This window comes from Streptomyces sp. NPDC043853 (assembly GCF_056436025.1).
In genome coordinates, this window is sequence record NZ_JBWKDJ010000002.1 from 607347 (window position 1) to 634342 (window position 26996).

Annotated in this window: 17 protein-coding genes and 1 pseudogene; 4 read left to right on the forward strand and 14 right to left on the reverse strand. The window is 72.9% G+C overall.

From position 1 onward, the window contains the following. Positions 1-16 precede the first annotated feature (16 nt). On the forward strand, positions 17-748 hold the full coding sequence (locus tag AC067U_RS08035; protein WP_478828783.1) for an MBL fold metallo-hydrolase: 732 nt from the start codon (positions 17-19) through the stop codon (positions 746-748). 54 nt (positions 749-802) lie between these two features. Then, on the forward strand, positions 803-1615 hold the full coding sequence (locus tag AC067U_RS08040) for a DUF3097 domain-containing protein (protein WP_478828784.1): 813 nt from the start codon (positions 803-805) through the stop codon (positions 1613-1615). Here the strand turns inward: AC067U_RS08040 and AC067U_RS08045 are convergent. From AC067U_RS08045 to lepA, 5 genes are all read right to left on the reverse strand, one after another. Further along, positions 1593-2171, reverse strand: a complete 579-nt coding sequence (locus AC067U_RS08045; RefSeq protein WP_478828785.1) for a Uma2 family endonuclease — start codon at positions 2169-2171, stop codon at positions 1593-1595. The genes AC067U_RS08040 and AC067U_RS08045 overlap by 23 nt on opposite strands. A gap of 99 nt (positions 2172-2270) precedes the next feature. Beyond that, the gene (gene hemW / locus AC067U_RS08050) at positions 2271-3503 is read right to left on the reverse strand and encodes a radical SAM family heme chaperone HemW (RefSeq protein WP_478828786.1); all 1233 of its coding nucleotides are present in this window, start codon (positions 3501-3503) and stop codon (positions 2271-2273) included. Between the two features lie 40 nt (positions 3504-3543). Then, complete coding sequence (locus tag AC067U_RS08055; RefSeq protein WP_478828787.1) at positions 3544-9312, reverse strand: AAA domain-containing protein; 5769 nt, start codon at positions 9310-9312, stop codon at positions 3544-3546. A 130-nt stretch (positions 9313-9442) separates the two neighbouring features. Beyond that, positions 9443-11332: an AMP-dependent synthetase/ligase gene (locus tag AC067U_RS08060; RefSeq protein WP_478828788.1), complete on the reverse strand. Its 1890-nt coding sequence runs from the start codon at positions 11330-11332 to the stop codon at positions 9443-9445. A gap of 213 nt (positions 11333-11545) precedes the next feature. Next, on the reverse strand, positions 11546-13411 hold the full coding sequence (lepA, locus tag AC067U_RS08065) for a translation elongation factor 4 (protein WP_478828789.1): 1866 nt from the start codon (positions 13409-13411) through the stop codon (positions 11546-11548). A 190-nt stretch (positions 13412-13601) separates the two neighbouring features. Here lepA and rpsT point away from each other — a divergent pair, with 190 nt between their 5' ends. Continuing rightward, positions 13602-13862: a 30S ribosomal protein S20 gene (gene rpsT / locus AC067U_RS08070; RefSeq protein WP_365107784.1), complete on the forward strand. Its 261-nt coding sequence runs from the start codon at positions 13602-13604 to the stop codon at positions 13860-13862. Positions 13863-14550: 688 nt separating this feature from the next. Here the strand turns inward: rpsT and holA are convergent. Continuing rightward, positions 14551-15549 (reverse strand): DNA polymerase III subunit delta, encoded by a 999-nt coding sequence (holA, locus tag AC067U_RS08075; protein ID WP_478828790.1) that lies wholly within the window; start codon positions 15547-15549, stop codon positions 14551-14553. 56 nt (positions 15550-15605) lie between these two features. Here holA and AC067U_RS08080 point away from each other — a divergent pair, with 56 nt between their 5' ends. After that, the gene (locus AC067U_RS08080; RefSeq protein WP_478828791.1) at positions 15606-15848 is read left to right on the forward strand and encodes a hypothetical protein; all 243 of its coding nucleotides are present in this window, start codon (positions 15606-15608) and stop codon (positions 15846-15848) included. A 42-nt stretch (positions 15849-15890) separates the two neighbouring features. Here the strand turns inward: AC067U_RS08080 and AC067U_RS08085 are convergent, their stop codons facing one another. From AC067U_RS08085 to leuS, 8 genes and pseudogenes are all read right to left on the reverse strand, one after another. Continuing rightward, a complete protein-coding gene (locus tag AC067U_RS08085) occupies positions 15891-16670 on the reverse strand; it encodes a hypothetical protein (RefSeq protein ID WP_478828792.1) in 780 nt (259 codons plus the stop codon). 20 nt (positions 16671-16690) lie between these two features. Next, entirely contained in the window at positions 16691-17227 is a 537-nt protein-coding gene (locus tag AC067U_RS08090) for a SigE family RNA polymerase sigma factor (RefSeq protein ID WP_478828793.1), read from the reverse strand. Positions 17228-17364: 137 nt separating this feature from the next. Further along, positions 17365-18246 carry a YceI family protein gene (locus AC067U_RS08095; protein WP_478828794.1) on the reverse strand — a complete coding sequence of 294 codons (882 nt, stop codon included), beginning with the start codon at positions 18244-18246 and terminating at the stop codon, positions 17365-17367. A gap of 133 nt (positions 18247-18379) precedes the next feature. After that, positions 18380-20923, reverse strand: a pseudogene (locus AC067U_RS08100) (ComEC/Rec2 family competence protein); the annotation flags it as partial. After that, the gene (locus AC067U_RS08105) at positions 20920-22029 is read right to left on the reverse strand and encodes a ComEA family DNA-binding protein (RefSeq protein ID WP_478828795.1); all 1110 of its coding nucleotides are present in this window, start codon (positions 22027-22029) and stop codon (positions 20920-20922) included. The pseudogene AC067U_RS08100 and the gene AC067U_RS08105, both read right to left, overlap by 4 nt. A gap of 98 nt (positions 22030-22127) precedes the next feature. Next, positions 22128-22973 (reverse strand): DegV family protein, encoded by an 846-nt coding sequence (locus tag AC067U_RS08110; RefSeq protein ID WP_478828796.1) that lies wholly within the window; start codon positions 22971-22973, stop codon positions 22128-22130. A gap of 271 nt (positions 22974-23244) precedes the next feature. Further along, the gene (locus AC067U_RS08115; RefSeq protein WP_478828797.1) at positions 23245-23973 is read right to left on the reverse strand and encodes a hypothetical protein; all 729 of its coding nucleotides are present in this window, start codon (positions 23971-23973) and stop codon (positions 23245-23247) included. 146 nt (positions 23974-24119) lie between these two features. Further along, the gene (gene leuS / locus AC067U_RS08120; RefSeq protein WP_478828798.1) at positions 24120-26990 is read right to left on the reverse strand and encodes a leucine--tRNA ligase; all 2871 of its coding nucleotides are present in this window, start codon (positions 26988-26990) and stop codon (positions 24120-24122) included. Positions 26991-26996: the final 6 nt, after the last annotated feature.

The window sequence follows — 26996 nt, forward strand, 5'->3', positions numbered from 1 at the left end:
AAGGTAGCGTCGCGCCATGGACGTGCGATGGGAAGAGGCGGGCTGGGAACGGCTGACCGGACGGGCCGGACGGCGGCGACTGCCGGTGTGGGACTGCACGGTGGGGCTGGTGGCCGGGGACGACGCGGTGCTGCTGGTGGACCCCGGTTCGAGCGTGCGCGAGGGCGCGGAGCTGCGTGCGCAGGCGGAGCGGCTCACGGGCCGCCGGGTGACCCATATCGCATTCACGCACGGGCATTTCGATCATGTCCTGGGCGCGGCGGCGTTCTCGGGGGCCGAGGTCTTCGGCGCGGTCGGGCTGGACGGGCTGCTGGGCAGCGAGCCGGGCCGGGAGGAACTGCGCGGGGACGCGGTGCGGCACGGGCTGCCCGAGGAGGACGCGGCGGGGTCGGCCGAGCTGCTGGCGGCGCCCCGGCACCTGGTGTCGGGCGAGTGGACGCTGGAGCTGGGCGGGGTGCAGGTGCTGCTGGCGAACGTGGGGCCGGGGCACACGCGGCACGACCTGGCGGTGTTCGTGCCGGGCGGCGGCCGGGAGGTGGTCTTCTGCGGGGACCTGGTCGAGGAGTCCGGGGAGCCGTTGGCGGGCCCGGACGCGGTGCCGCGGCAGTGGCCGGCGGCGCTGGACCGGCTGCTCGCCCTGGGCGGTGAGGACGCGCTCTACGTGCCGGGGCACGGGGCGGTGGTCGACGCGGCCTTCGTGCGTGCCCAGCGCGCCACACTGGCCGAGCGGTTCGGCGTGTCGCCTTGATCCGCTTCGGCGTGTCGGCTTGATCTCCGGGCGGTTGCCCCTACCCTCGGCCGGATGCGTGAGTACTCCCCCGACCTGACCCCCGCGTGGAAGCGCCCGAAGCCGGTGCCGGAGGTGGCGGCCGAGCCCGATCTGGTGGTCGAGGTGGCGGGCACGGACTTCTGCGGGGCGGTGGTGGGCTGCGAGGCCGGCACGGTCATGCTGGAGGACCGTTTCGGCAAGCGGCGGGTGTTCCCGCTGGAGCCGCGCGGGTTCCTGCTGGAGGGGGCGGTGGTGACGCTGGTCCGGCCCTCGCGCGCACCGGCGCCTCCGGCCCGTACGGCCTCGGGGTCGGTGGCGGTCCCCGGCGCCCGGGCGCGGGTGGCCCGGGCCGGCCGGATCTACGTGGAGGGCCGCCACGACGCGGAGCTGGTGGAGAAGGTGTGGGGCGACGACCTGCGCATCGAGGGCGTGGTCGTGGAGTACCTGTCCGGGGTGGACGACCTGCCGGCGATCGTCGCCGAGTTCGGCCCCGGGCCGGACGCCCGGCTGGGTGTCCTGGTGGACCACCTGGTGCCGGGCTCGAAGGAGTCCCGCCTGGCCGCACAGGTCTCCGCGGTCCCGGGCGTCCTGGTGGTGGGCCACCCGTACGTGGACGTCTGGCAGGCGGTGAAGCCGTCCGCCGTGGGCATCGCGGCCTGGCCGGTGGTCCCGCCGGGGCAGGACTGGAAGACGGGCGTGTGCCGGGCCCTGGGCTGGCCTCCGAACACGGGCGCGGCCTGGCAGCACGTCCTGTCCCGGGTGGGGTCCTACCGGGATCTGGAGCCGACGCTGCTGGGGCGGGTGGAGGAGCTGATCGACTTCGTTACGGTCGGTGGTGCGGCCTGACGCCCGGATAGGTGCCGAACTCGCTGGTGTCCAGCTCGGTGCCGAGGAGGTCCAGCCAGAGCGCCTCGCCGAACTTCGTGATCTGCTGCGTCCTGTAGTCGGCTTCGTCGCCCTTCCCGACGGGACGGGTGAGCAGGACGCAGTGCGCCACGATGGGGTCGATGATCAGGTAGGCGGGCACCTTGCCCGCTGCGTAGATCGAGCGCTTGACGCCGTAGTCCCTGTCGACACTGGTCTTGGACACGACCTCCACCACGAGGGTGATGAGCTGGGAGGGAAGGAGGCGGCCCGAGTCCGGGCGGGCCTCGCGCTCCAGGACCACCAAGTCGGGGACGGGTTCGCTGGCCTCGTCGACGATGTCGATGTCCTGGGTCTGCAGCCGTGCCCACCGCTTGCGCGGAATCTGGTCCTGCACCCCTTCCACGATCAGGTTGTGCACCAGATCGGGTATGGCCATCATCACGATTTCCCCCCGGAGGAGCTCGACCTTGACGCCCTCGGGAGCCTCGAACTGGTCGAAGAACTTCGCCATCCCACGCTCGTCCACAGCGGTCATCTCCGTGGTCCTCCACATCCGCCGCGTACCGTCCACGGCAGCCTAGGGACAGGGTAGGCAGTGCAAGCCGGATCCGCGGGGATTCACTCCGGCGAGGGATCAGTCCACGAGGTCGCGCACGACCGCATCGGCCAGCAGCCGCCCCCGCAGGGTGAGGACGGCGCGGCCGGCCTCGTACGGGGCGGGCTCCAGCAGCCCGTCGGCCAGCGCGCGGCGGGAGGCCGCGAGGCCGGCCGGGGCCAGCAGGGACAGCGGGACGCCCTCCAGCAGCCGCAGCTCCAGCAGGATCCGCTCCACCCGGCGGTCTTCCTCGGACAGGACCTCGCGCCCGGCACCGGGCGACCGGCCCTCCGCCAGCGCCGCCGCGTACGCGCCGGGGTGCTTCACGTTCCACCACCGGACCCCGCCCACGTGCGAGTGCGCGCCGGGGCCCGCGCCCCACCAGTCGGCCCCGCGCCAGTACAGCTCGTTGTGCAGGCAGCGGCCCGCCTCCGTGGTGGCCCAGTTGGACACCTCGTACCAGCCGTAGCCGGCCGCGGCGAGGGTCTCGTCCGCGATCAGGTAGCGGTCGGCGTGCACGTCGTCGTCGGTCATCGGCACCTCGCCGCGCCGGATCCGGCGGGCCAGCTGGGTGCCCTCCTCGACGATCAGCGCGTACGCCGAGACGTGGTCGGGGCCCGCCCCGATCGCCGCGTCCAGCGAGGCCCGCCAGTCGTCGTCGGACTCGCCCGGGGTGCCGTAGATCAGATCCAGGTTGACGTGCTCGAAGCCCGCCGCCCGCGCCTCGGCCACGCACGCCTCCGGCCGCCCGGGGGTGTGGGTGCGGTCGAGCACCTTCAGCACGTGCTGCCGGGCACTCTGCATGCCGAAGGAGATCCGGTTGAACCCGCCGGCCCGCAGCTCGGCCAGGTACTCCGGGGTGACGGACTCCGGATTGGCCTCGGTGGTCACCTCGGCGTCCGCCGCCAGCCCGAACTCCTCGCGGATCGCGCCGAGCATCCGCACCAGGTCCCCGGCGGCCAGCAGGGTCGGCGTGCCGCCGCCGACGAACACGGTCCGCACCTCGCGCGGGTCGTCCCCGAGCACCTTGCGGGCCAGCCGGACCTCGTCGGTCAGGGTGTCGGCGTAGTTGTCCCGGGAGGCCAGCACCCCGCCGGTGCCGCGCAGCTCGGTGGCGGTGTAGGTGTTGAAGTCGCAGTACCCGCAGCGGGTGGCGCAGTACGGGACGTGCAGGTAGAACCCGAGCGGCCGCGCCGCCGCGCCCTGCAGGGCATGCGACGGCAGCGACCCGTCCTCGGGCACGGTCTCACCATCGGGCAGTGCGGAAGGCATGGGTCCATTGTCCGTCACCGCGCACGCCCGCCGGACCGCGTCAGTCCTCGACGCAGCGGATGATCACCCGCTGCCGTGTTCCGGCCTCCGTGGTGCAGGTCACGGTGTCGCCGACCTCGTGCCACATGACCGCCTTGCCCAGGGGCGTGTACGGGCTGAGCCGTTCGGCCGTGCTGTCCGGGCCGGGGCTCAGGGCGATCTCGTACATGGTGACCCCGTCCTGCTCGTCCGCGTCCTCGAGGCCGACCAGGCAGCCGGGGGTGACGAGACCACCACCGGAGGCCGGATCGATCTCGGCCCGGTCGAGGACCGCCCGGAGGAACTCCTTGCGGTCGTTGAGCAGCTTGTGCCGCTGCTCACGTCCGGCCTGCTGCGCGCGCCAAGAGGAGCCGTCGACGGCGACGACCTCGGGCGCGGGCTTCTCCAGCTCGTCGCGGATCCGGTCCAGCTCCTGCGAGACGCGGCGGAACGCGGCCACCGAGAGCCGGTCGACCCGAACCCGCCGGTCCCGTCCAGCGCTCGGCTCCGGCTGTGGCTGCGGCTGCGGCTGCGGCTCCGGCTGCGGCTGCGGCTGCGGCCGAGTCCGTGCGGGCACGGCGGGGCGCGGCGTCGTGGCCGGGCGCATCAGCTGGGTGGTGCCCCCGTGCCTCCGGGCCTCCTCCGACCAGGTGTCGTGGTACCGGACGAGGGCGATCTGCACGCCGTCGACCAGCACCGGCACAGAGGTACGGCCGATGCCGGCCCGGATCGCACCCTGCACCTCGTGCCGGGTGAGCGCGATCAGCGGCTTCCCCCCGCGGACCAACTCGACCAGGTCCTCCCCCGACCGGCCGGAGTGTGCTAGGAACCGGGCCTGGCCGGCCGGGTCCTCGGGGTGCGGGACCGACCGGCTCATGCCGAAGGCGTGCTGCGCGGTGTTGACGTCGTCCCGGTGCAGCCAGGCAACGGTGCGGAATCCTTCGGGATCCACGCTCCAGCCGGCGGCCGAAGCCGGGCCGTCACCCCGGGCACCGACCCGGTCGGCGGCCGGGGACTCCGGCGACCGAACCGGAGCCGGGATCCGGGGCGCACCCGCGGCGGCCGCCGGGGGCGGGGCCGGAGACGGACACGGGGCATCGGGGCCAGGAGTCGCGGTCGGGTCCGGCTGCCCGGCCTCGGCAGAGCCCCCCGCCGGGGCAGGGACGACCTGGGCAGAGCCCCCGGCCTGCGTGGGGACGGCCGGGGCGGGGACGGCCGCGCCGGCCATCGGGGCCTCGGCCGGGGCCTGCGCCGGGACCGGAGCCTGGGCCTGCACGGACATCGCGGCGGAGGTCGCGCCGACAGCCGCGGACCGCGGCGTCAGGGCGGTGGCCCGCTCTATGCACAGCCGGTCCAGCTCCGCCCACAGCGGCTCGAGCGCCTTCGCCGGGTCGAGGAAGAACCGGCTGCCGCGGATCCGGACGAACGTCCAGCCCACCCGCTCCAGCTCGCGCTGTCGCGCGGCGTCCGCGTCCGCGTTCTCCTCCGTGTGGTAGGCGTCGCCGTCGCACTCCACCGCGAGCCGCCGGGTGCCTCCCTCGACCACCAGGTCGATGCGGTAGCGGCCGGCCGGGTACTGCGGCCGGACCCGGTAGCCCCGTCCCCGCAGCGCCAGGAAGACCCGCTGCTCGAAGAGGCTGTCGAACGCGTCGTGCGGCTCGTCCGGCGAGACCTCGCCGAGGCCCAGTCCGTCCAGTTCCTCGGCCGGCCGCGAGAACCAGTCCAGGTACGCCCGCCGCAGGTCGGTCTCGCCCAGATCGGTCGGGCCGAAGCTGTGGAAGAGCCACACCTGGTCACGGGCCCGCGAAGCGGCCACGTTGATGTGCTGCTGGTACAGCGCACTGCTGTACGGGCCGACCCGGCGCGGCCCGTCCGGCCCCTCCAGCGAGGCCACCGCGCTGATGAACACGATGTCGCGCTCATCCCCCTGGAACTCCTCGGCGTTGCCGACCCGGAGCCGGCGCCGCTGCCGTTCGTCGAGCGGCAGGCGATCGGTGAGCAGGTCCTCGATCAGGAACTTCTGGCCCGCGCCGAGCAGGGTGATGACGCCCATGGTCCTGCCCGCGTACGCGGGGTCCTCGGCACACCGGACGACCGCGTCGACCAGCCTCTCGGCCTCGGCCCGGTTGACCTGCCTCTGCCCGGTGCCCTCCACGTACCCGGAGGCCACGTGGACCGACTTCAGCGGGGGCAGTCGGTCGGCGCCGTACTGCCTCAGGGGCTGGAGCAGTCCGCCGTAGCAGAGTTCGTTGGAGAACCCAATGATCTCCGGCATGCAGCGGAAGTGCTCACGGAGCATCAGCCGCCCCCGGCCTCCGGCGAGTCCGGTCGCGATGTCGAAGAAGCTGGCGGTCGGGGTGAACAGGTTGCGGCGGAAGTCGGGAAGCCCGCTGAGCATGCGCCGCTGGAGGACGAAGAGCTCGTCGTGGTCGATACCGACGTTGGCGGGGCTGACCTGCTTGTCGTCACCCACCACGATGATCTTCGCGCCGAGCCAGGCCAGCAGCAGCGCTTCCGGCCCCGACTGGCTGGCCTCATCGATGATGACCACGTCGAAACGGCCCGCGACGTCCATCGGGACGGTGTCGGTGACCTGGTGCAGCGGCATGATCCAGGCGGGTACGGCCGACTGGCTGGCCTGGAGGCTCTCCCGGGCCTGCCGCCGGTACATGGCCGCGTACTTGCCGGTGCCCTTGCCGAGCCGCTTGACGTTCTGCTGGTACGAGGTGAGGGCCACCGCCTGGTCGTCGGTGAGCCGGGACAGGCAGCCGAACCACGCCTTGTCCGCGGCCAGCCGCTCCAGGCTGATCCGGATGTCGGCGTCGGCCTGGGCCAGCCGGGCGAGCTCCTTGGCCTCCGCCGCCGGATCGGTGAGTTCGCGCATGCGGGCGTCCCAGGCCGACCAGGCCCAGGCCGCTTCGTAGTCGGCCAGCCGGGTGTCCCAGTGGGCGGCCTCCGGGTCGCCCTCCAGTTCGCCGGCGAGATCCGGGAGTTCCCCGGCGACCGCCTGATAGGCCTCGTCGCAGGCCCGCTTGCGCCCGAGGGCCTCGCGGAGTTCGTCCACGTCACCGACGGCCTCGACGTACGCGGCCGTGTCCCGCGCCTCCGCGGCCTCGAGGGCCCGGCCCACCGCGGCTGCCGCGCCCCGGCGGTGGGCCGCGGCACGCAGGGCTTCGGCGGTTCCGGCGAGCTGCTCGCGCGGGACCTGGGCGGCCCGGTTGGTCTCACGCGCCCGCAACAGGTTGCGTACGGTGGCCCGGACCTGCTCGTCCTGCCAGAAGGTGCCTGCGAGACCGGGTGTCCCGGCGGCGGCCTCGACGACCGCGGCCCGGTGGCCGGCCAGCGCGGTGAGGGCGGTGAGCGCAGCGGCGTCCTGACGCAGGCGGGTGAGGCGTGCGGCGGGCGGCTGCCAGGGCTCGGCACCGGTGCTGCTGTGCTCGTTCTCGGCGTCCTGGAGGTTGCGTTCCAGCCGGATCCGGTGGAGGACGGTGGCGGCCGCGTCCGGGGTACCGAGCGCCTGGCCGTCCACGCGTACGGTCTCGGGGAAGTCACCCACGGCCTTGCGGAGCCGGGTCTTCAGGCCCAGGGGACCGCGGAGTTTCTCTCCCGCGGACAGGCCGTCCCGCAGAGCGGTGGCCAGGCCGAGGGCACCCGGCAGGTCGTACCGGTCCAGCCCGCTGACCAGCGCCGCTCCGAGCGCCGTCATGGCCGATTCGGCTTCCGCCAGTGCGGCGGCCGCACGGCCGTGCCGGTCGCGCAGTGCCAGGTCACGGCCGGCCAGGGCCTCCTCGCGGAGGGCGGCGACCCACGGGCCGGGCTCGCCGGCCGTGGTGGCGACGGAGGCGGAGAAGGTGTCCAGTGCGGATGCCAGCCGCTGCTGGGCGTCCGCGGTGAGGCCGGAGACGGCGTCGTCGAGGCGGGAGGCGAGCGGATCCTCACGGAGCAGGGCGAGGTCCGCCTCGGCGGCCCGTACGGCGGCCACGGCGAGAGCGAACTCCTCGCCGGAGAGCAGCGTCGCGGGTTCGGGCAGCCGGGCGCCGACGGACGCGGCCAGATCGCGGTGCCGGCCGGTGAAGGCGAGCGACGCCGCCCGCAGCGCGGTGAGCAGATCCCGTCCGACGACGGGCCGCTCGGTGGGCACGGTGCCGATCCAGTCGTACCGCGGCCGCTCCTCGTTGAGCCGGCGCGCGATCTGCGCCAGTGTGCCCTGGTAGTCGCCGATGTCGGCGCCGTGCCGATGGGTCTCCTGCTCACGCAGGGCGCGCAGGGTCTTCAGGGCCGTCGCCTGCGCCGAGCGGGCGGCGCGCAGCCGCTCCTCGTGCCCCTGAATGCTGCGGGTGTACTGGCGCGGAGAGAACTCGCCCTGGCGGTGCAGGATCGCCTTGATCGACTGCTCCAGTTCCTGCTGGGCGGTGACGTCGTCGGTACGGCTGACGCACAGCTCTCTTACGGATTCGGGCAGCTTGTCCTTGAGCACCTTGAGGGCGCGGGCGGTGTGGCTGGTGATCAGGACCCGGCGGCCGTGCGCGAGCAGGTCGGTGACCAGGTTGGCGATGGTGTGGGTCTTGCCGGTGCCGGGCGGTCCCTGGACGACGACGAGGTCCCGGTCGCGGAGCCGCTCCGCGATGGTCCGCTGTTCGTCGTTGGAGGGCAGGGCGAAGTAGAGCTCCTGCGGTGCAGCGCGGCCGGCCGTCCCGTCGGGGTCGGTGCCATGGCCGGGGTCGAGCGGAGCGGAGCCTCCGGCTCCGGCGATGGCCCGGAGGAGCGGGGTGGGTTCGGCGCCCTGTTCGATGCGGGCGGCGATGCCCTGGAGGGCTTCGAGCATGCTGCGCCGGGTGCGTTCGCGGAGGATCAGGGCCGGCGCGAAGCTGACGACCGGCCCGGAGCCGCCGGCCGCGGCGCTGTGGCGTACTGCGGTGGGCTCGTAGCGTCCCGCCTCGTGGGCGGCGATGACCCAGGTGCCGAGGGCCCGGTGGAGGGCGCCCAGCTGCTCCGGGTCGGTGGTGTCGGCCGCATCGAGGTCCTGCCGGATGCTCTCCCGGGTGGCTGCGCGGGCCTTCTGCTCGGCGTCCAGCATGGACTCTTCGAGGGCGGGGGCACCGTGCTCGGGGTCGGGTCCGACGGTGATGGTGCCCGTCTCGCGGTCGAGGGCGATGACGGCGCGGCAGGTGACGAGGTGGCGGCGGACCGCCTCGCCTCCGGAGGTCCAGGTGAGATAGCCGAGTCCGACGACGAGTTCGTAGCTCTCGCCGAGGTCGGTGACGTCCTCGTGGATGCGGTAGAGCCGGTCGTAGGCGCGGGCGGCGGGCTTCACCGCACGGTCGTGTTCGGCCCAGCGGAGCCAGCGGGCGGACCAGTCGCGGTGTGCGGCCAGGAGCTCCTCGCGTCGGTGGAACTCCTCCAGGGTGACGGTGGTCGTCTCGGTGCGCGTGCCGCCGCCGGGCTGGACGGTGGACACCGGGAGTCCGGCCTCGGCGGCGAGGGCAGGGGCCTCGGTACGGTCGGAGGCGCGGATCTCGGAGGGGTTGAGCCACGGGGCCAGGAGCCGGGCCGGGACGGGCGCTTCCTCCCGGTGGGGGCGGCGGGCCGACAACCACAGCTGTCCATCGCCGACGACGTGCTCGACGAGAAAGGACTCGAACCGCTCCGGGAGCTCGCTGAACCAGAGGAGGTGCCGCGCGCCGTCGAGGTTCCGTACGGGTTTGGCCCGGGTCTCTCCGGCCTCTGCGAGGTAGCGGAAGATCTGCCGGACTCGGGCCAGGTCCTCGGGGACGGCGGCGGGGACGGACACATTTACCTCGCTGTTCGAACAGCCGACGGGCAGGGCGAAAACCGCATCCTATGTCCGGCTGTGACAGCTCATCAGGCCTATCCGCCCCTCGAACGCCGGGCCCTGGAAGAGCCCGGCGTTCCCCGGGGTCTCAGGCCTCGCGGGTGCCCTCGTACATCTCGTCGATCAGGTGCTTGAACTCACGCTCGACGGCCGGGCGCTTCAGCTTGAGGCTGGGCGTGAGGTCGCCGTGCTCGACGTCGAGGTCGCGCGGCAGGATGCGGAACTTCTTGATGGTCTGCCAGCGCTGCAGGCCCTCGTTGAGGGTCTGGACGTAGGTCTCGACGAGGCGGTTGGTCTCGGGGGCCGCGACGACCTCGGCGTAGGACTTGCCCTCCAGGCCGTTCTCGGCGGCCCAGCCGAGGAGGGACGGCTCGTCCAGGGCGATGAGGGCGGTGCAGTAGTTCCGGTCGGCGCCGTGCACCACGAGGTTGGAGACGTACGGGCAGATCGCCTTGAACTGGCTCTCGATCTCCGTCGGCGCGACGTACTTGCCGCCGGAGGTCTTGATCAGGTCCTTCTTGCGGTCGGTGATGCGCAGGTAGCCGTCGGCGGAGAGCTCGCCGATGTCGCCGGTGTGCAGCCAGCCGTCGGACTCCAGGACCTCGGCGGTCTTCTCCGGCTGGTTGTGGTAGCCCTCCATGATGCCGGGGCCGCGCAGCAGGATCTCGCCGTCGTCGGCGATGCGGACCTCGGTGCCGGGGAGCGGCTTGCCGACCGTGCCGGTGCGGTACGCCTCGCCGGGGTTGACGAAGGAGGCGGCGCTGGACTCGGTGAGGCCGTAGCCCTCCAGGATGTGGATGCCGGCGCCGGAGAAGAAGTAGCCGATCTCCGGGGAGAGGCCGGAGGCCCCGGAGACGCAGGCGCGCAGGTTGCCGCCGAAGGCGTCGCGGATCTTGGCGTAGACGAGCCGGTCGGCGATCTTGTGCTTGAAGGAGAGCGGGAAGGGCGCGCCGGCCTTGCCGGTGCGGTGGAAGTTGTCCTGGCTGACCTTGGCGTAGTCGCGGGCCACCCCGGCCGCCCACTGGAAGATCTTGTACTTGGCGCCGCCGGCGGCGCGGGCCTTGGCCGCGACCCCGTTGTAGACCTTCTCGAAGATGCGCGGGACGGAGGCCATGTAGGTCGGCTGGACCACCGGCAGGTTCTCGATGATCTTGTCGATCCGGCCGTCCACGGCGGTGACGTGGCCGACCTCGATCTGACCGGACGTGAGCACCTTGCCGAAGACGTGCGCGAGCGGCAGCCACAGGTACTGGACGTCGTCCTTGCCGATCAGGCCGGTGGCCACCATGGCCTTGGCCATGTACGACCAGTTGTCGTGCGGCAGCCGCACGCCCTTGGGACGGCCGGTCGTGCCGGAGGTGTAGATCAGGGTGGCGAGCTGGTCGGCGGTGATGGCCGAGACGCGCTCCTTGACCACCGACGGGTGCTTGGCGAGGTACTGCCTGCCGCGCTTCTCCAGGTCGGCGAGGGACACCACCCAGCCGTCCGGGTCGCCCTCGGCGGGGATGGCGTCGGCGGCCTCCATCACCACCACGTGGTGCAGCGCGGGCAGGTCGGCGCGGCGCTCACGGGCCTTGGCCAGCTGGGCGGCGTCCTCGGCGATCAGCACCCGGCTGTCGGAGTCGGAGAGGATGAAGGCCGACTCGTCGGCGTTGGTGCTGGGGTAGACGGTGGTGACCGCGCCGCCCGCGCACATCACGCCGAGGTCGGAGAGGATCCACTCGACCCGGGTGCCCGAGGCGAGCGCGACCCGCTCCTCGGGGCCGACGCCGAGCTCGATCAGGCCGGCGGCGATGGCGAAGACCCGCTCCGCGGCCTCGCCCCAGGTGAGCGACTTCCAGTCGTCGGGACCCCGGCCGGCGGCCGAGGGGACCGGATAGCGGTACGCCTCGGTGTCGGGGGTCGCTGCGACGCGCTCAAGGAAGAGGGCCGCCACGGAGGGCGGGCGGTTCTCGATCATCGTCTTTGTGTCGCTCACGAACATCCTCCGGACCACGCGGCAGGGCTTGTGTAACTGGCGAGTAACCAGTGATCAGGGTAGGGGCCACCCGCTCGACGCGTAAGGGCCCGCGGGCGGCCGATTCATAACGAAAGAAGCCCCCGCGCCGGAGCACGGGGGCCAATTCCGGATGAGCGGTGACGAGTCGGTGGCCGACCCGCGGGGGACCTGTGAGGACCCTCCGCCCGGCGGCTACTTCTTCTTGGCGGCGGACTCGTCGCTGGACAGCACCGCGATGAAGGCCTCCTGCGGGACCTCCACGGAACCGACCATCTTCATCCGCTTCTTGCCTTCCTTCTGCTTCTCCAGCAGCTTCCGCTTACGGGAGATGTCACCGCCGTAGCACTTGGCGAGGACGTCCTTGCGGATGGCGCGGATGGTCTCGCGGGCGATGACGCGGGAGCCGATGGCGGCCTGGACGGGCACCTCGAACGCCTGCCGCGGGATGAGCTCGCGCAGCTTGGCGACCAGGCGCACGCCGTAGGCGTAGGCGGCGTCCTTGTGGGTGATCGCGGAGAACGCGTCGACCTTGTCGCCGTGCAGCAGGATGTCCACCTTGACCAGGCTGGAGACCTGCTCGCCGGTGGGCTCGTAGTCGAGGGAGGCGTAGCCGCGGGTCTTGGACTTCAGCTGGTCGAAGAAGTCGAAGACGATCTCGGCGAGCGGGAGGGTGTAGCGGATCTCGACCCGGTCCTCGGAGAGGTAGTCCATGCCGAGCAGGGTGCCGCGCCGGTTCTGGCACAGCTCCATGATCGAGCCGATGAACTCGGTGGGCGCGAGGACCGTGGCGCGCACGACCGGCTCGTACACCTCGGAGATCTTGCCCTCGGGGAACTCGCTCGGGTTGGTGACCGTGATCTCGCTCTTGTCCTCCAGGACCACGCGGTAGACCACGTTGGGCGCGGTGGCGATCAGGTCGAGGCCGAACTCGCGCTCCAGGCGCTCGCGGACCACGTCCAGGTGGAGCAGGCCGAGGAAGCCGACGCGGAAGCCGAAGCCGAGCGCCGCCGAGGTCTCCGGCTCGTAGACGAGCGCGGCGTCGTTGAGCTGGAGCTTGTCCAGGGCCTCGCGCAGCTCCGGGTAGTCCGAGCCGTCGAGCGGGTACAGGCCCGAGAAGACCATCGGCTTCGGGTCCTTGTAGCCGCCGAGGGACTCGGTGGCGCCACCCACCTGCTGGGTGATGGTGTCGCCGACCTTGGACTGGCGGACGTCCTTCACTCCGGTGATCAGGTAGCCCACCTCACCCACGGAGAGGCCGTCGGCCGGCAGCATCTCGGGCGAGTTGGTGCCGATCTCCAGCAGCTCGTGCGTGGCGCCGGTGGACATCATCCGGATGCGCTCGCGCTTGCTGAGCGTGCCGTCGACCACACGGACGTACGTGACCACACCGCGGTACGAGTCGTAGACCGAGTCGAAGATCATCGCCCGGGCGGGGGCGTCCTTGACGCCGACCGGGGCCGGGACGGTCTCGACCACGCGGTCGAGCAGCGCGTCCACGCCGAGACCCGTCTTCGCCGAGACCCGCAGGACGTCGTCCGGGTCGCAGCCGACCAGGTTCGCCAGCTCCTCGGCGAACTTCTCCGGCTGGGCCGCCGGCAGGTCGATCTTGTTGAGGACCGGGACGATCGCGAGGTCGTTCTCCATCGCCAGGTACAGGTTGGCGAGGGTCTGGGCCTCGATGCCCTGGGCCGCGTCCACCAGGAGGATGGTGCCCTCGCACGCGGCGAGGGACCGGGAGACCTCGTAGGTGAAGTCGACGTGCCCGGGGGTGTCGATCATGTTCAGGATGTGGGTCTTGCCCTGGCCCTCGCCCGCGGTGGGCGCCCAGGGCAGACGGACCGCCTGCGACTTGATCGTGATGCCGCGCTCACGCTCGATGTCCATACGGTCGAGGTACTGGGCGCGCATCTGCCGCTGGTCGACGACGCCGGTGAGCTGGAGCATCCGGTCGGCGAGGGTCGACTTGCCGTGGTCGATGTGCGCGATGATGCAGAAATTGCGGATCAGCGCCGGGTCGGTACGGCTCGGCTCGGGCACGTGGCTGGGGATGGCGGGCACGCAGTGTCCTGATTCTCGGGTCTTAGGTCGGAACGTTACGCAGGCCACCATCGTCCCATGCCTGCGCCAGTGTGCTCGGTTTGGGCCGTCCAATGGGCTCCTGGTAACGTGGCCAGCTGTGTCTGACATGCCCTCTCAGCTAGTCGGACGCAATCCGAAGATCAAACTCTGAACCTGAAAAGGCTCTTTCGTGGCGAACATCAAGTCCCAGATCAAGCGGAACAAGACCAACGAGAAGGCGCGCCTGCGCAACAAGTCGGTCAAGTCCGAGCTCCGTACCTTCATCCGCAAGGCCAACGAGGCCGTCGCCGCCGGTGACGCCGAGAAGGCCACCGCTGCCGCCCGTGCCGCGTCGCGGAAGCTGGACAAGGCTGTCTCCAAGGGTGTCATCCACAAGAACGCCGCCGCCAACAAGAAGTCGGCGCTGGCCTCCAAGGTTGCCGCTCTCTGAGCCTGAGCACTTCGATGTGATCGCCGGAAGGGACCCAGCGGGCCCTCTCATCCGCTCCTGACCGGCACCCAGCGCCGCACGCGGCCTGCGTTCGCCACGCGGGTGCGGCGCACCGGATGTAACGAAGGCCCCGGCCTCCGCCCTCCCCAGGGCGGCGGCCGGGGCCTTCGTCATGCATCAGGGGCTGGTGCGGGGCGGTCGGCGCGCGGGCGCGGGGCACCGATGCCGTTGCCGGCGACACGGTGCCGCCCCAGGAGACGACCGCACCCCCGACGGCCGACGTCTCTTCGCCCCCCCACGACGGACGGCGATTCCGCCTGGAACGGCATCCGATCAACCGATCAGTGGGAAAACGAGGTGCTGCCGATCCTTCGCCGACGGTCTGGTCGCCGGAGGAATCGTCCGCCTTGCTCGCACCGCAGTCCGCCCTGACCGGCGGAGCCAATGCCGCACCCACCGACACAGGGCCGTGTCGCAGGGTGACGCCGTTGCAGAGCGGGACCCTGGCCGAGAACCTGCCCGCGGACACCTCCGCCACCTTCGGGCCGCCCACCACTTCCGCAGCGTTCGTACCGCCCACCACGTCCACCACGCCCGCCGCGTCCTCCAGCCCCTGGCACCAGGCTGCGACGACCGGAGGCACTTTGGGCGCGGGAGGGCGCCTCTGCCGACGGGCCGGAGTCTTGGGTCAGGACGCGGCACGGCGGGGGCGGGCGGCGCGGGCGACGGCCACCACCGCCTTCTCCAGGGCGTACTCGGGGTCCAGGCCGGCGCCCTTGACGCCCGCGTCGGCCTCGGCGATCGCGCGCAGGGCGTCGGAGACGCCGTCCGCCGACCAGCCGCGCATCTGCTGGCGGACCCGGTCGATCTTCCAGGGGGGCATGCCTAGGTCCCGGGCGAGGTCGCCGGGGCGCGCCCCGCGCGGGGCGGAGGCCAGTTTGCCGATGGCGCGGACCGCCTGGGCCAGTGCGCTGGTGATCAGCACGGGGGCGACACCGGTGCCCAGCGACCAGCGCAGCGCCTCCAGCGCTTCGGCGGCCCGGCCCTCGACCGCCCGGTCGGCGACCTCGAAGCTGGAGGCCTCGGCGCGCCCGGTGTAGTAGCGGCCGACGACGGCCTCGTCGATGGTGCCCTCGACGTCCGCGCAGAGCTGCGCGGCGGCGCTCGCCAGCTCGCGCAGGTCGCTGCCGATCGCGTCGACGAGCGTCTGGCACGCCTCCGGGGTGGCCGAGCGGCCGAGCGTACGGAACTCGCCCCGGACGAACGCCAGGCGGTCGCCCGCCTTCGTCATCTTCGGGCAGGCCACCTCCCGCGCACCCGCCTTGCGGGCCGCGTCCAGCAGGGCCTTGCCCTTGGCCGCGCCGGCGTGCAGCAGCACGAGGATGATCTCCTCGGCCGGTGCGCCGAGGTACGCCTTCACGTCCTTGATCGTGTCCGCGGACAGGTCCTGCGCGTTGCGGACGACCACGACCTTGCGCTCCGCGAAGAGCGACGGACTGGTCAGCTCGGCGAGCGTGCCGGGCTGCAGCTGGTCCGGGGTCAGATCGCGTACATCGGTATCGGGGTCCGCGGCACGGGCCGCGGTCACGACCTCCCGTACGGCACGGTCGAGCAGCAGCTCCTCCTGCCCCACCGCGAGGGTGAGCGGGGCGAGCGGATCATCGGTGGGGTTCTTCCTGGTGGCCATCGGCTCCAGCATCCCACGGCGGACCGACACTCCCCCGCGTGCCCGAGAATGGTGCCGTGAACCTGCGACATGTACTGGTCCTGCCCGACCGCGACGCCGCCGAGGAAGTGGCCGACGAGCTCACCGACCGCTTCGGCCTCGCCGAGGAACCGCAGTTGGTGCGGGACGCGCTGGCCGGCGAGGACGACGCCGAGGACGCCCAGTGGCTGGTCGTGGTCGAGGACCCGGACGGCCGCTACGACCCGCAGGCCCTGGACGCCCTCGCCGACGAACACGAGGGCTGGCTGGAGGCCCCGTAGGCCTCTCTCTCACCGGTCGGCCGCCGACTCGGTGGGCCCGATTCAGCGTGTGCCGACCCCGTCCGGCCAAGTCAACTTCCTCCCGCCGGCGTCGTACCCGTCCACCCGGTCGGGAAGCAGGAACGGCTTCGACAAGGCGATCATAATCCGGCGGTCGGACCGTGCGACGGAGTGCAGCTTCGGCTCGCTGGTAGACCCGTCCTTCCATGTGATCACCACGCGCTGCACCTCCGGTGCTACCTGCCCCGTCGTCAGTACGTGCGACCCCTTGAAGTACCCGTCAGGGCCCTTGAACGCGGTGGGACTGGTCCGGACTTTGATCATCTGTCCTTCGTCGTCGAAGGGGAAGAAGGAGAAGATCTCCGGTTCGTCGCTCGGCCCGTCGAAGTCGACGTAGGTCCACGGCCACGGACCGGGTCCGACCGGCCCGTACCACGAGGCAGGATTTTCCGGCCGGTCGAGGTAGCTCGGCGGTTTGCGCGACACCACGGCCTTCGCGCGGAAGACCTTGCCGTCCATCTCGAGCGTGCCCAGGTCCGTCGAGACGGTCTCGTCGCCGTCGTACGGTTTCGGCTCGCGCGTCTGTGTCGGCGTCTGGACCACCCGGTCGGACGGGTCCTCCTTCACCGTCGACACCACCACACCGCCCAACGGGACAAGCACCGCCAAGGCCAGCGCGCCCGTCAGCACCGATCTCCGGGTGCGGCGCCGGCGGCCGCCCCGCATCACCGCATCCACCGGGGCGGGTCCCACCGCCACACCATCCGCGGCCAGGGCCAGCCGCGCGGCCACCTCGTCGTGCGCACCGGTCGTCGTCTCCATCGGGCTCCCGTCTCCCCCGCTCATCGGTCGACCACCGCCACCAGCGTGCGTATGGCCCGCAGCTTGGCGATCCCCTTGGCCGCGTTGCTCTTCACCGTGCCCACCGAGCAGCCCATGGCCTCGGCCGACTGTGTCTCGCTCAGGTCCTCCCAGTACCGCAGCACCACCGCCTGTCGCTGCCGCAGCGGCAGTTCGGCCAGTCCGCGCAGCAGCGCGGCGCGGTCGTCGGCCTGTGCCATCCGGTCGCCCGGGACGGGCCGGTCGATCAGTTCCCGCACCGGCCCGCCCTCGCCCGGTGGCGCCAGATCCTCTCTGAGTCGCCGCCGGAACCGCCGCGCGTGCGTGTTGGTCACCACCCGCCGTACGTACGCGTCCGGATCGTCCGCCTGGCGGACCCGGCGCCACGACGCGTACACCTTCTCCATGGACGACTGGACCAGGTCCTCCGCCGCGTGCTGCTCTCCGGTCAGCAGGTACGCCGTCCGCATCAGCCGCGGCCACCTGCTCGTCATAAAGGCATGGAACTCTTCGTCCATCGCCTGCTTGCGACCCCCCATGCTCTCCACCTCCTACTCTTCGGAGTCCACGAGCCTCCCCGACCGTTGCCTCGCTCCCGGAAAACGCCGACGGCCCGCCCCCGGCATGAGCCGGGAACGGGCCGGTGCACCGGAGAAGAGCCCCCGAGGGAGACGTGTCAGGCCTTGCGGACGATCTGCACGTCCAGTTCGACCTCGATGCTCGACCCGATCGCCGCGACGCCCTGGGCAAGGATCGACTGCCAGTCGATGGCGAAGTCCTCGCGGTGCAGTTCCGCGGTGGCCCGGCAGGCCGCGCGGGTCTCGCCCTCCAGGCCCGTTCCCAGGCCCAGGTACTGGGTGTCCAGGGTGACCGAGCGGCTGGTGCCGTGCAGGGTGAGGGCTCCGGCGACGGCCCACTTGCTGCCGCTGCGGTGGATGAACCGCTCGCTGTAGAACTCGACCGTCGGGTAGCGGGCCGCGTCCAGGAAGTCCGCCGAACGCAGGTGGTCGTCGCGCAGCCGCACACCGGTGTCGATGCTCGCCGCATCGATGATCACGTGCATGGAGGAGTCCTCCATGCGCTCGGCTATCCGGACCGCTCCCGCGAGCGTGTTGAACCGGCCGCGGATCCGGGCGAACCCGATGTGACGGGCCGTGAAGGCGATGGAGGAGTGACCCGGATCGAGCTCCCAGTGCCCCGGCTGCGGCAGCAGCGGCGGCTCCACGGGCTCCAGGACGATCTCCGCAACTCCCGGCTGGGCCCCGCCGCCGACCAGGGTCGCGCCGTGGAAGGCCGCGTAGCCCTCGGCGGTCACGGACATCCGGTACTCGCCCTCCGGGACGAGCGCGGTGAAACCGCCGTACGGATCGGTCTCGCCGGTGACGATCCGGCGGCCGATCGGGTCCGTGACCTCGAACCGGGCCTGCCGTACCGGCTGGTGCACCGTGTCGAGGACACGGCAGGACAGGAGACCCGCCGCGGGCGGCAGGGTCAGTGTCGCGGATGTGGACCGACTGGCGTTTCCCGCCGTCTCCGACCCCCGTCGGCGAGCGAACATGGTGATGCACCCCCGTGCTGTGTAAACGTACTCCCCGCTTGCGAAGACGCATTCGATCATGACGGAGGGGCGCGGGCAAACAGAACGCTTTCGGCCCGGCGCGCCTCCGCCGCGCCCGGTGCGGGCGCCTGCGCCCCGCCGGGAACGCCCGTGCTCCCGGTCCGGAACCGGTGACGGCCACGGAGCCGTCGGTGTCGGTCCGCAGGACCGCCGCCCCGGTCTCCGCCAGCCGGTCCAGGGTGTGCGGCGACGGATGCCCGTAGCGGTTCTCCTCCCCGACGGGGACCAGTGCGATCCGCGGCCGGACCCGCTCGTGGAGGGCCGGGTCCTGGTGGGCGGAGCCGTGGTGGGCGACCTTGAGCACGTCGACCCGCCCGAGCCCCGGATGGTTCGTCAGCAAGGCCCGCTGGGAGGGTGGTTCGAGGTCGCCCAGCAGGAGCAGGGTCAGGCCCTCGGTGCGGACCAGCAGGGCCACACTGGCGTCGTTGGGGCCGTCCGGGGCGGCTCCGGCCGCCGGGGGCCAGAGCACCTGCCAGTCCACCGGCCCGGCCCTCCGCCGCTCCCCCGCCAGGGCCGGCAGGACGGGGATCCGCGCGGTCCCCGCGATCTGCCGGACCCACCGGGCCCGGGCCGGTGGCTCCTCCAGGACGGTGGTCTGGATCAGCCCCACGGACCGCCCCCGCAACACCCCTCGCAGGCCGCCGACGTGGTCCGCGTGGAAGTGCGTCAGCAGCAGGAGTGGGACGCGTTTCACACCGAGGGCGTGCAGGCAACGGTCCGCGGGGGCGGGGTCCGGTCCGGCGTCCACCACGACCGCCGAGTCCGGCCCCACGGCCAGGACGCCGAGGTCGCCCTGCCCGACTGCGCACTGGACGTAACGCCAGCCCGGCGGCGGCCACCCGGTCAGCGTCCGGATCAGCGGGGGCGGCCGGAGCACCGCCACGAGCAGGACCAGGGCCACGGCGGCGCACATCCACCGGGCCCGCAGGACGCGCCCCGCGAACAGGACGGCCGTCACGGTGGCGGCGGCCACCAGCAGCCCGCCCGCCCAGCCGCCCGGCAGGGCCGACTCCGCGCCGGGCAGGGCGGCACCGGTCCTCGCCACCCCGGCGATCCATCCGGCGGGCAGCCCGGCACAGCGGGCCAGGACTTCCGCGGCCGGCATCCACACCGGCGCCACGGCCAGCGTGGCGAACCCGAGCACCGTGGCCGGGCCCGCGGCCGGCTCCGCGAGCAGGTTGCACGGTACGGCGACCAGGCTGACCCGCTCGGAGAGCACCGCCACCACCGGCCCGCACACCGCCTGCGCGGCGGCGGCCGCCGCGACCGCCTCCGCGAACCGGGGCCGCAGCCCGCGCCGCTGCAGGGCCGCGCTCCAGCGCGGGGCCAGTGTCAGCAGGGCCCCGGTGGCCAGGACCGACAGCAGGAACCCGGGGCTCCGGGCCAGCCACGGGTCGTAGAGCAGGAGGAGCAGCACGGCCGCGGCGAGCGCGGGGATCAGGGACCTGCGCCTGCCGGTGCCGATCGCCAGCAGGGTGACGGCCCCGCAGGCCGCGGCCCGCAGGACACTCGGCTCGGGCCGGCAGACCACGACGAACGCGAGGGTCAGCGCCGCCCCGGCCAGGGCGGTGCCCCGCAGGGAGAGGCCGATCCGGGGCGCCAGACCGCGCCGCTCGGCGTGCTGGGCGCTGCCGGCCGGTCCGATCAGCAGGAACAGGACGACGGTGAGGTTGGAGCCGGACACGGCGAGCAGGTGCAGCAGGTCGGTGGCGCGGAACGCGTCGTGGAGGTCGGCCGACACCCGCGAGGTGTCCCCGACGACCAGTCCGGGCAACAGCGCCCGGGCGTCCGCGGGCAGCCCCTCGGTGGCCTCCCGCAGCCCTGACCGCAGCGCACCCGCGAACCGCTGCGCGGTGTCCGGGCCGCCGACCGGACGGGGCGGGCTGTCGCCCGGCACCCGGAGCACGGCCACGGCCGGCCCCGCACCGTCGGCCGGCGCGAGCCGCCCGGACACCACGACCCGTGTGGACGGCAGCAGCCGGGCCCACCCCTCGTGCCGGGCGAGCACCACGACCGGAGTCCGCACTCGGCTGCCGTGCCCGTCCGGGCCGATCACCTCGGTCAGTACGGCGTCCAGTACGACCCCGGGCGGCCCCGCTCTGCTCCGGCGGGGGTCGGCGGCAACGGTCAGCTGCGCCTCGACCCGCGCGTACGCGCCGGCCAGACCGGGCACCGGACCGGTCCGCGCCTCCGCCCTGGCCAGGCCGGCCGCGCCCGCCCCGGCAGCCGCCCCGAGGAGCGCGGCGGCCACGGCCGTACCCACCGCCGTGGGCACGGCCCACCGTGACCCGGCCGGCCCCCGTCCCGCCACCGGCCCTGATCCCGCCACCGGTCGCGGTCCCGTCGGACGGGGTCCTGCCCGCCGCCGCCCGGCCAGTAACAACGCCCCGGCCGCGCCGCTCGCCAGCCCGGCCCCGACGGCCGTCCACTGCCCCGGGACACCCAGCGCGACCGCTGCGGCTGCCCACGCTGCCGCGGCCATGACGGCGAGCCGCAGATCGAGCGGACGGCGCTCCTCAGGCGCCTCGCTGCGAGGGTCCCCGCCACCGCAGCCGGCGCGACCGGGACTCCCGGAGTCCTGTCCGGCCGTGCCGGGGGATGTGGTGGGGCCGTTCACGGCCGCACCAGGGTCCGCAGGTCCGCGAACCGGCGCTCCCCGATTCCGTTGACCTGGCGCAGGTCCTCGACGGAGCGGAAGCCGCCGCGCACGGTGCGGAAGTCGACGATGTGCCGGGCGAGCACCGGACCGACTCCCGGCAGCCCGTCGAGCTGGTCGACGGTGGCCGTGCCGAGGCTGAGCGGAGCGCCCGGGACCTCGCTGCCGGACGGGGAGACCGGCGGGCCCGGCGAGGCGGGGGCGCCGACGAGCACCTGCTCGCCGTCGACCAGGACCCGGGCGCGGTTCAGTCCGCTGGTGTCCGTGCCCGGCCGTACTCCCCCGGCGGCAGCCAGGGCGTCCGCCACCCGCGAGCCGGCCGGAAGTCGCAGCACTCCCGGTGCGCGGACCTTCCCTCCTACGTCGACGACCACCCGGGGACCGGCCGAAGCGGAGGCCAGGGGTGTCCGGGCGGCCACCGGGACCGGAGCGGTCACCGTGGCGGTCACCGGCTCCGGACGGGCCGACCAGTACTGCTGCGCCGCGAAACCGAGTCCGGCCACGAGCACGACCGTCACGGCGGCGAGCGAGCGCGGCTCCAGCCCGCACCTGGCCTGCAGCCACAGCGGCAGCCGCTCCCGCACCGCGAGCCGCCGCGCGGCAGCCGGGCTCAGCCCGTCCGGTGCCGGCCCGGCCGCCGGTGCCGGATCGGCGACCGGAGCCGGGGCGGCGGCCGGAGCCGCTCGGGTGATCTGCGGAGACGGGGACGGGGACGGGGACGGGGGCGGAGGCGGGATCGCGGCCGGGGGGCCGGTCAGCAGGGCTTCGGCACGGCGGCGCAACGCGTCGTGGTCGATGGGCAGGTGCCGACGGCGACGCCGGCGGATCCGGCGGCTGCGGAACCGGCTGTCCGAGGCGGCCGTGCGGCCGGGGCCGCTGCCGGGACCGCCCGCGCCCGGGGCGGAGGAGCCGGGGGTGTCCCGGGATGCCGTCGCTGTCGCGGTTCGCCCCGGGGAGGGCTGCATGGAGGACTGCGGCGTGGGCGGGATCGAGTGCGAAGTCGCGGGCGGAGTCGTGGGCGGAGTCGTGGGCGGAGTCATGGGCGTGGGCTGCGTTTCCGGTGTCATGCCATGACGGTAGGAACGCAGCCGGAATCCCGTTCGGAACCTTCGATTCCTGTGGATTGCCGGGTCGTTGTGGATAACCGGCTCACCCTCCGGGGTGATCAGCGCGGCGAGATGACGGCGGCCAGCAGCCCCGGTCCGGTGTGCGCGCCGATCACCGCGCCCACCTCGCTGACGTGCAGTTCGGCCAGGCCCGGTACGCGTTCCCGGAGCCTCTCCGCCAGCTTCTCCGCCCGCTCCGGGGCAGCCAGGTGATGCACGGCGATGTCCACGTCGCCCGTCCCCGCGCGTTCCACGGCGAGGTCTTCGAGCCGGGCGATGGCCTTGGACGCGGTCCGCACCTTCTCCAGCATCTCGATGCGGCCGCCGTCCAGCTGGAGGAGGGGTTTCACGGCGAGCGCGGAGCCGAGCAGGGCCTGGGCCGCGCCGATGCGGCCTCCCCGGCGCAGGTAGTCGAGCGTGTCGACGTAGAAGAACGCGGACATTCCCGAGGCGCGCTTCTCCGCGGCGGCCACCGCCTCGTCGGCCGAGCCGCCCGCCTCGGCCGTCTCCGCGGCGGCCAGGGCGCAGAAACCGAGGGCCATCGCGACCATGCCCGTGTCGACGACCCGGACCGGGACGGGGGCGGTCCGGGCGGCGACCACCGCGGCGTCGTAGGTGCCGGAGAACTCGGCGGAGAGGTGCAGGCTGACGATTCCGGTCGCACCGGCGTCGGCGGCGGCCCGGTAGGCGCGTACGAAGTCCTCCGGGCTGGGGCGGGAGGTGGTGACGGAGCGGCGCTTCTGCAGGGCGAGGGCCAGGCTGCGGGCGGAGATCTCGGTGCCCTCGACGAGGGCCTCGCCGCCGAGGACCACGGTGAGCGGGACGGAGGTGATCCCGTGCCGCGCCATTGCCTGATGGGGCAGGTAGGCCGTGGAATCGGTGACGATCGCGACATGGCGGGACATGAGGCGGAGGTTACCCCTAGTGGGGGTGCGGCGGCAGCAAGGGGGCGGACTGCGGCTTCCGCTTTTCGCCCGGCGGCCGGCCCGGGGCTGCCTGGGGCCGCTGCGCGGAGCTGTTCCCCTACCCGCCCTTTCCCGAAACCGGGGCTCCGCCGCGGACCCCTCCGGACCTCTCCGGACCCCTCCCTTCGCCTGCGGGGCCTGCGGGGCCTGCGGGGGTGGGTCGCGCAGCTCCCCGCGCCCCCGGCAGCTCCGCTGGGGAGGTACCGCAACGTCAGGTCGTCGCCTCCGGGCGCGGGCTCTTCTGCCAGGGGTACTGCGGCCGCGGGGCGGACGGCGGGAGGGCGGAGCGGGACTCGGCCGACGGCCGCGGCGGGGTTGCCTCGGTGGGCGGGGTCGCGGACGCGCGGTCCTGTTCGTCCGCGAGGGCGGCGGCGAGGTCGTCGTCCGGGGTGGACGGGCGGGACCAGTCGCGAAGGGCGTCCGACTCCATCCCGATGCGGTCCGAGAGGACCGACAGGTCGTCCTCGGAAAGGCGTCGGGCGCGGTCGTGGGCCGCCCAGCGCAGGGAGTCAGCGGACCGGGTGATGCGCTGGGTGCGCTCGCGCAGTTCCGGCAGCATGCCCTGGAGCCGGGCCTTGTCCGGCTCCGTCTCCAGCCGCTTCAGCTCCTCGTCCAGCTCACGGCCGTGCCGGCTCAGCTGTTCGAAGAGGGACAGGGACTCCTGCAGGGACGCATCCGTGCGCGCACCCTCCTGCAGAGCCTGCTGGGTGGCGCGCATCGAGGTCCGCAGGTCCAGCCTCAGCTGCGCCAGTGCCCCGGCGACGCCCACCTGGCCGAGGCTCTTGGCCCGCAGCGTGGTGTCCTCGACCGTCCGCCGGGCCTGGGTGACCGTCCGCTCCACCCCCCGCTTCGCCGCCCCGACCACCTTGACCGTGGCGTACGCGCCGAGGCCGACGAAGGCCAGCAGCATCAGCGCGAAGATGATCAACGCGGCCTCCATGTCGGCCCCTTCCCCTGGTCGAGTCCTCGCTTGGTCGAGTGCTCGCTCACCTCCACCGTAAACGCCACGGGCAGGCCAGGGGTTCCCTTGGAACCCCCAACCTGCCCGTAAGGGAAAACCCCCGGCGCCTGTGTCAGGTAGGCGGGTCAGATGACGATGTTCACCAGCTTGGGGGCGCGGACGATCACCTTGCGGATCTCCGCCCCGCCCAGTGCCGCCACGACCGCCTCGTCGGCCAGCGCCAGCTTCTCCAGATCGGCGTCGGCGATGGCCGGCGGGACCTCCAGGCGGGCCTTGACCTTGCCCTTGATCTGCACGACGCAGGTGACGGCCTCGTCGACCACGTACGCCGGGTCGGCCACCGGGAAGTCCCGGTGGACGACGGAGTCGGTGTGGCCCAGCCGGTGCCACAGCTCCTCGGCGATGTGCGGGGCCAGCGGGGCCACCAGCAGGACCAGGCGCTCCGCCACGGACCGCTCCAGCGGCTTGCCCGCCTTGGTCAGGAAGTTGTTCAGCTCGGTGATCTTGGCGATCGCCGTGTTGAAGCGCAGCCCGGCCAGGTCGCCGCCGGCCCCGTCGATCGCCTTGTGCAGGGCGCGCAGGGTGGCCTCGTCCGGCTCGCCGTCCACGACCGTGACGGCGCCCGTCTCCTCGTCGACGATGTTGCGCCACAGACGCTGCAGCAGCCGGTACTGGCCGACCACCGCGCGGGTGTCCCACGGCCGGGAGACGTCCAGCGGGCCCATCGCCATCTCGTACAGGCGCAGCGTGTCGGCGCCGTACTCGGTGCAGATCTCGTCGGGCGTGACGGCGTTCTTCAGGGACTTGCCCATCTTGCCGTGCTCACGCTTGACCGGCTCGCCCTGGTAGAAGTAGCCGCCGTCGCGCTCCTCGACCTCGGCCGCCGGCACGTAGACGCCACGGGAGTCCGTGTACGCGTACGCCTGGATCATGCCCTGGTTGAACAGCTTGTGGAACGGCTCCGCGGAGGAGACGTGGCCCAGGTCGAACAGCACCTTCGACCAGAATCGCGCGTACAGCAGGTGCAGCACCGCGTGCTCGGCACCGCCCACGTACAGGTCGACGCCGCCGTGCGGCGCGCCCTCGCGCGGACCCATCCAGTACTGCTCGATGGCCGGGTCCACCAGCTGCTCGGAGTTGTGCGGGTCCAGGTAGCGCAGCTCGTACCAGCAGGAACCGGCCCAGTTGGGCATGGTGTTGGTCTCGCGGCGGTACGAGCGGACGCCGCGTCCGTCGCCCAGGTCCAGCTCGACGTTCACCCAGTCCTCGCGCCGCGACAGCGGGGTCTCCGGCTTGGAGCCCGCGTCGTCCGGCTCGAAGGTGCGCGGGGAGTAGTCGTCGACCTCCGGCAGCTCCAGCGGCAGCATCGATTCGGGCAGCGGGTGGGCGACGCCGTCCTCGTCGTAGACGATCGGGAAGGGCTCGCCCCAGTAGCGCTGGCGGCTGAACAGCCAGTCGCGCAGCCGGAAGTTGACCGTGCCCTCGCCGATGCCCCGCTCCTCCAGCCAGGAGGTGATGGCGGCCTTGGCCTCGACGACGCCCAGGCCGTCCAGGGAGACGCCGGCGCCGGTGGAGTTCACCAGCTTCGCGTCGTAGGAGACGAAGGCGTCGCCCCAGGCCGCCGGGTCGGTGCCGCGGTCGTCGGAGGGCTGCACCACGCAGCGCATCGGCAGCTCGAAGGCGCGCGCGAACTCGAAGTCACGGCTGTCGTGCGCCGGAACCGCCATGATCGCGCCGGTGCCGTAGCCCATCAGCACGTAGTCGGCGATGAAGACGGGGACCTTGTCGCCGCTGACCGGGTTGACCGCGTACTCGCCGGTGAAGACGCCGGTCTTCTCCTTGGCGTCGGCCTGCCGCTCGACGTCGGACTTGGCGGCGGAGAAGGCGCGGTAGGCCGCGACGGCCTCGGCCGGGGTGGCGTGGCCGCCCGTCCAGACCTCGTGGGTGCCCTCCGGCCAGGCGGCCGGGATGAACTTCTCCACCAGCGGGTGCTCCGGCGCCAGCACCATGTAGGTGGCGCCGAACAGGGTGTCCGGACGGGTGGTGAAGACGGTGACGGCCTCGTCGCCCAGGGCGAAGTCGACGCGGGCGCCCTCGGAGCGGCCGATCCAGTTGCGCTGCTGCAGCTTGATGGCCTCGGGCCAGTCCAGCGCCTCCAGGTCGTCCAGCAGCCGGTCGGCGTACGCGGTGATGCGCATGTTCCACTGGCTCAGCTTGGCCTTGAAGACCGGGAAGTTGCCGCGCTCGGAGCGGCCGTCGGCGGTGACCTCCTCGTTGGCCAGGACGGTGCCCAGCCCGGGGCACCAGTTCACGGGCGCGTCGGAGGCGTACGCCAGCCGGTACTCGTTCAGTACGTCGCCCCGCTCGGCGGCCGTCAGGCCGGCCCAGGCGCGGCCGCCGGGGACCTCACGGGAGCCGTCCTCGAAGGCGGCGACCAGCTCGGCGATCGGGCGGGCCTTCTTCGCCTCGGTGTCGTACCAGGAGTTGTAGATCTGCAGGAAGATCCACTGGGTCCACTTGTAGTAGTCCGGGTCGATCGTGGCGAACGAGCGGCGCCGGTCGTGGCCCAGGCCCAGCCGGCGCAGCTGGACCTTCATGTTCTCGATGTTCGCCTCGGTCGACACGCGCGGGTGGGTGCCGGTCTGCACGGCGTACTGCTCGGCGGGCAGGCCGAAGGCGTCGAAGCCCAGGGTGTGCAGGACGTTGTGGCCGGTCATCCGCTGGTGGCGGGCGAACACGTCGGTGGCGATGTACCCCAGCGGGTGACCGACGTGCAGTCCCGCACCGGAGGGGTACGGGAACATGTCCATGATGAACTTCTTGGGCCGTGCGGCCAGGGCCGGGTCGCCGGCCAGGTCACCGGTCGGGTTGGGCGCCTCGTAGGTGCCCTCCGCGTCCCATACGTCCTGCCAGCGTGCCTCGATGTCGGCGGCCAGGGCGGCCGTGTAACGGTGCGCCTCGGCCGCCTCGGGGGCCGGGGTGTTCGTCTCGCTCATGATTCC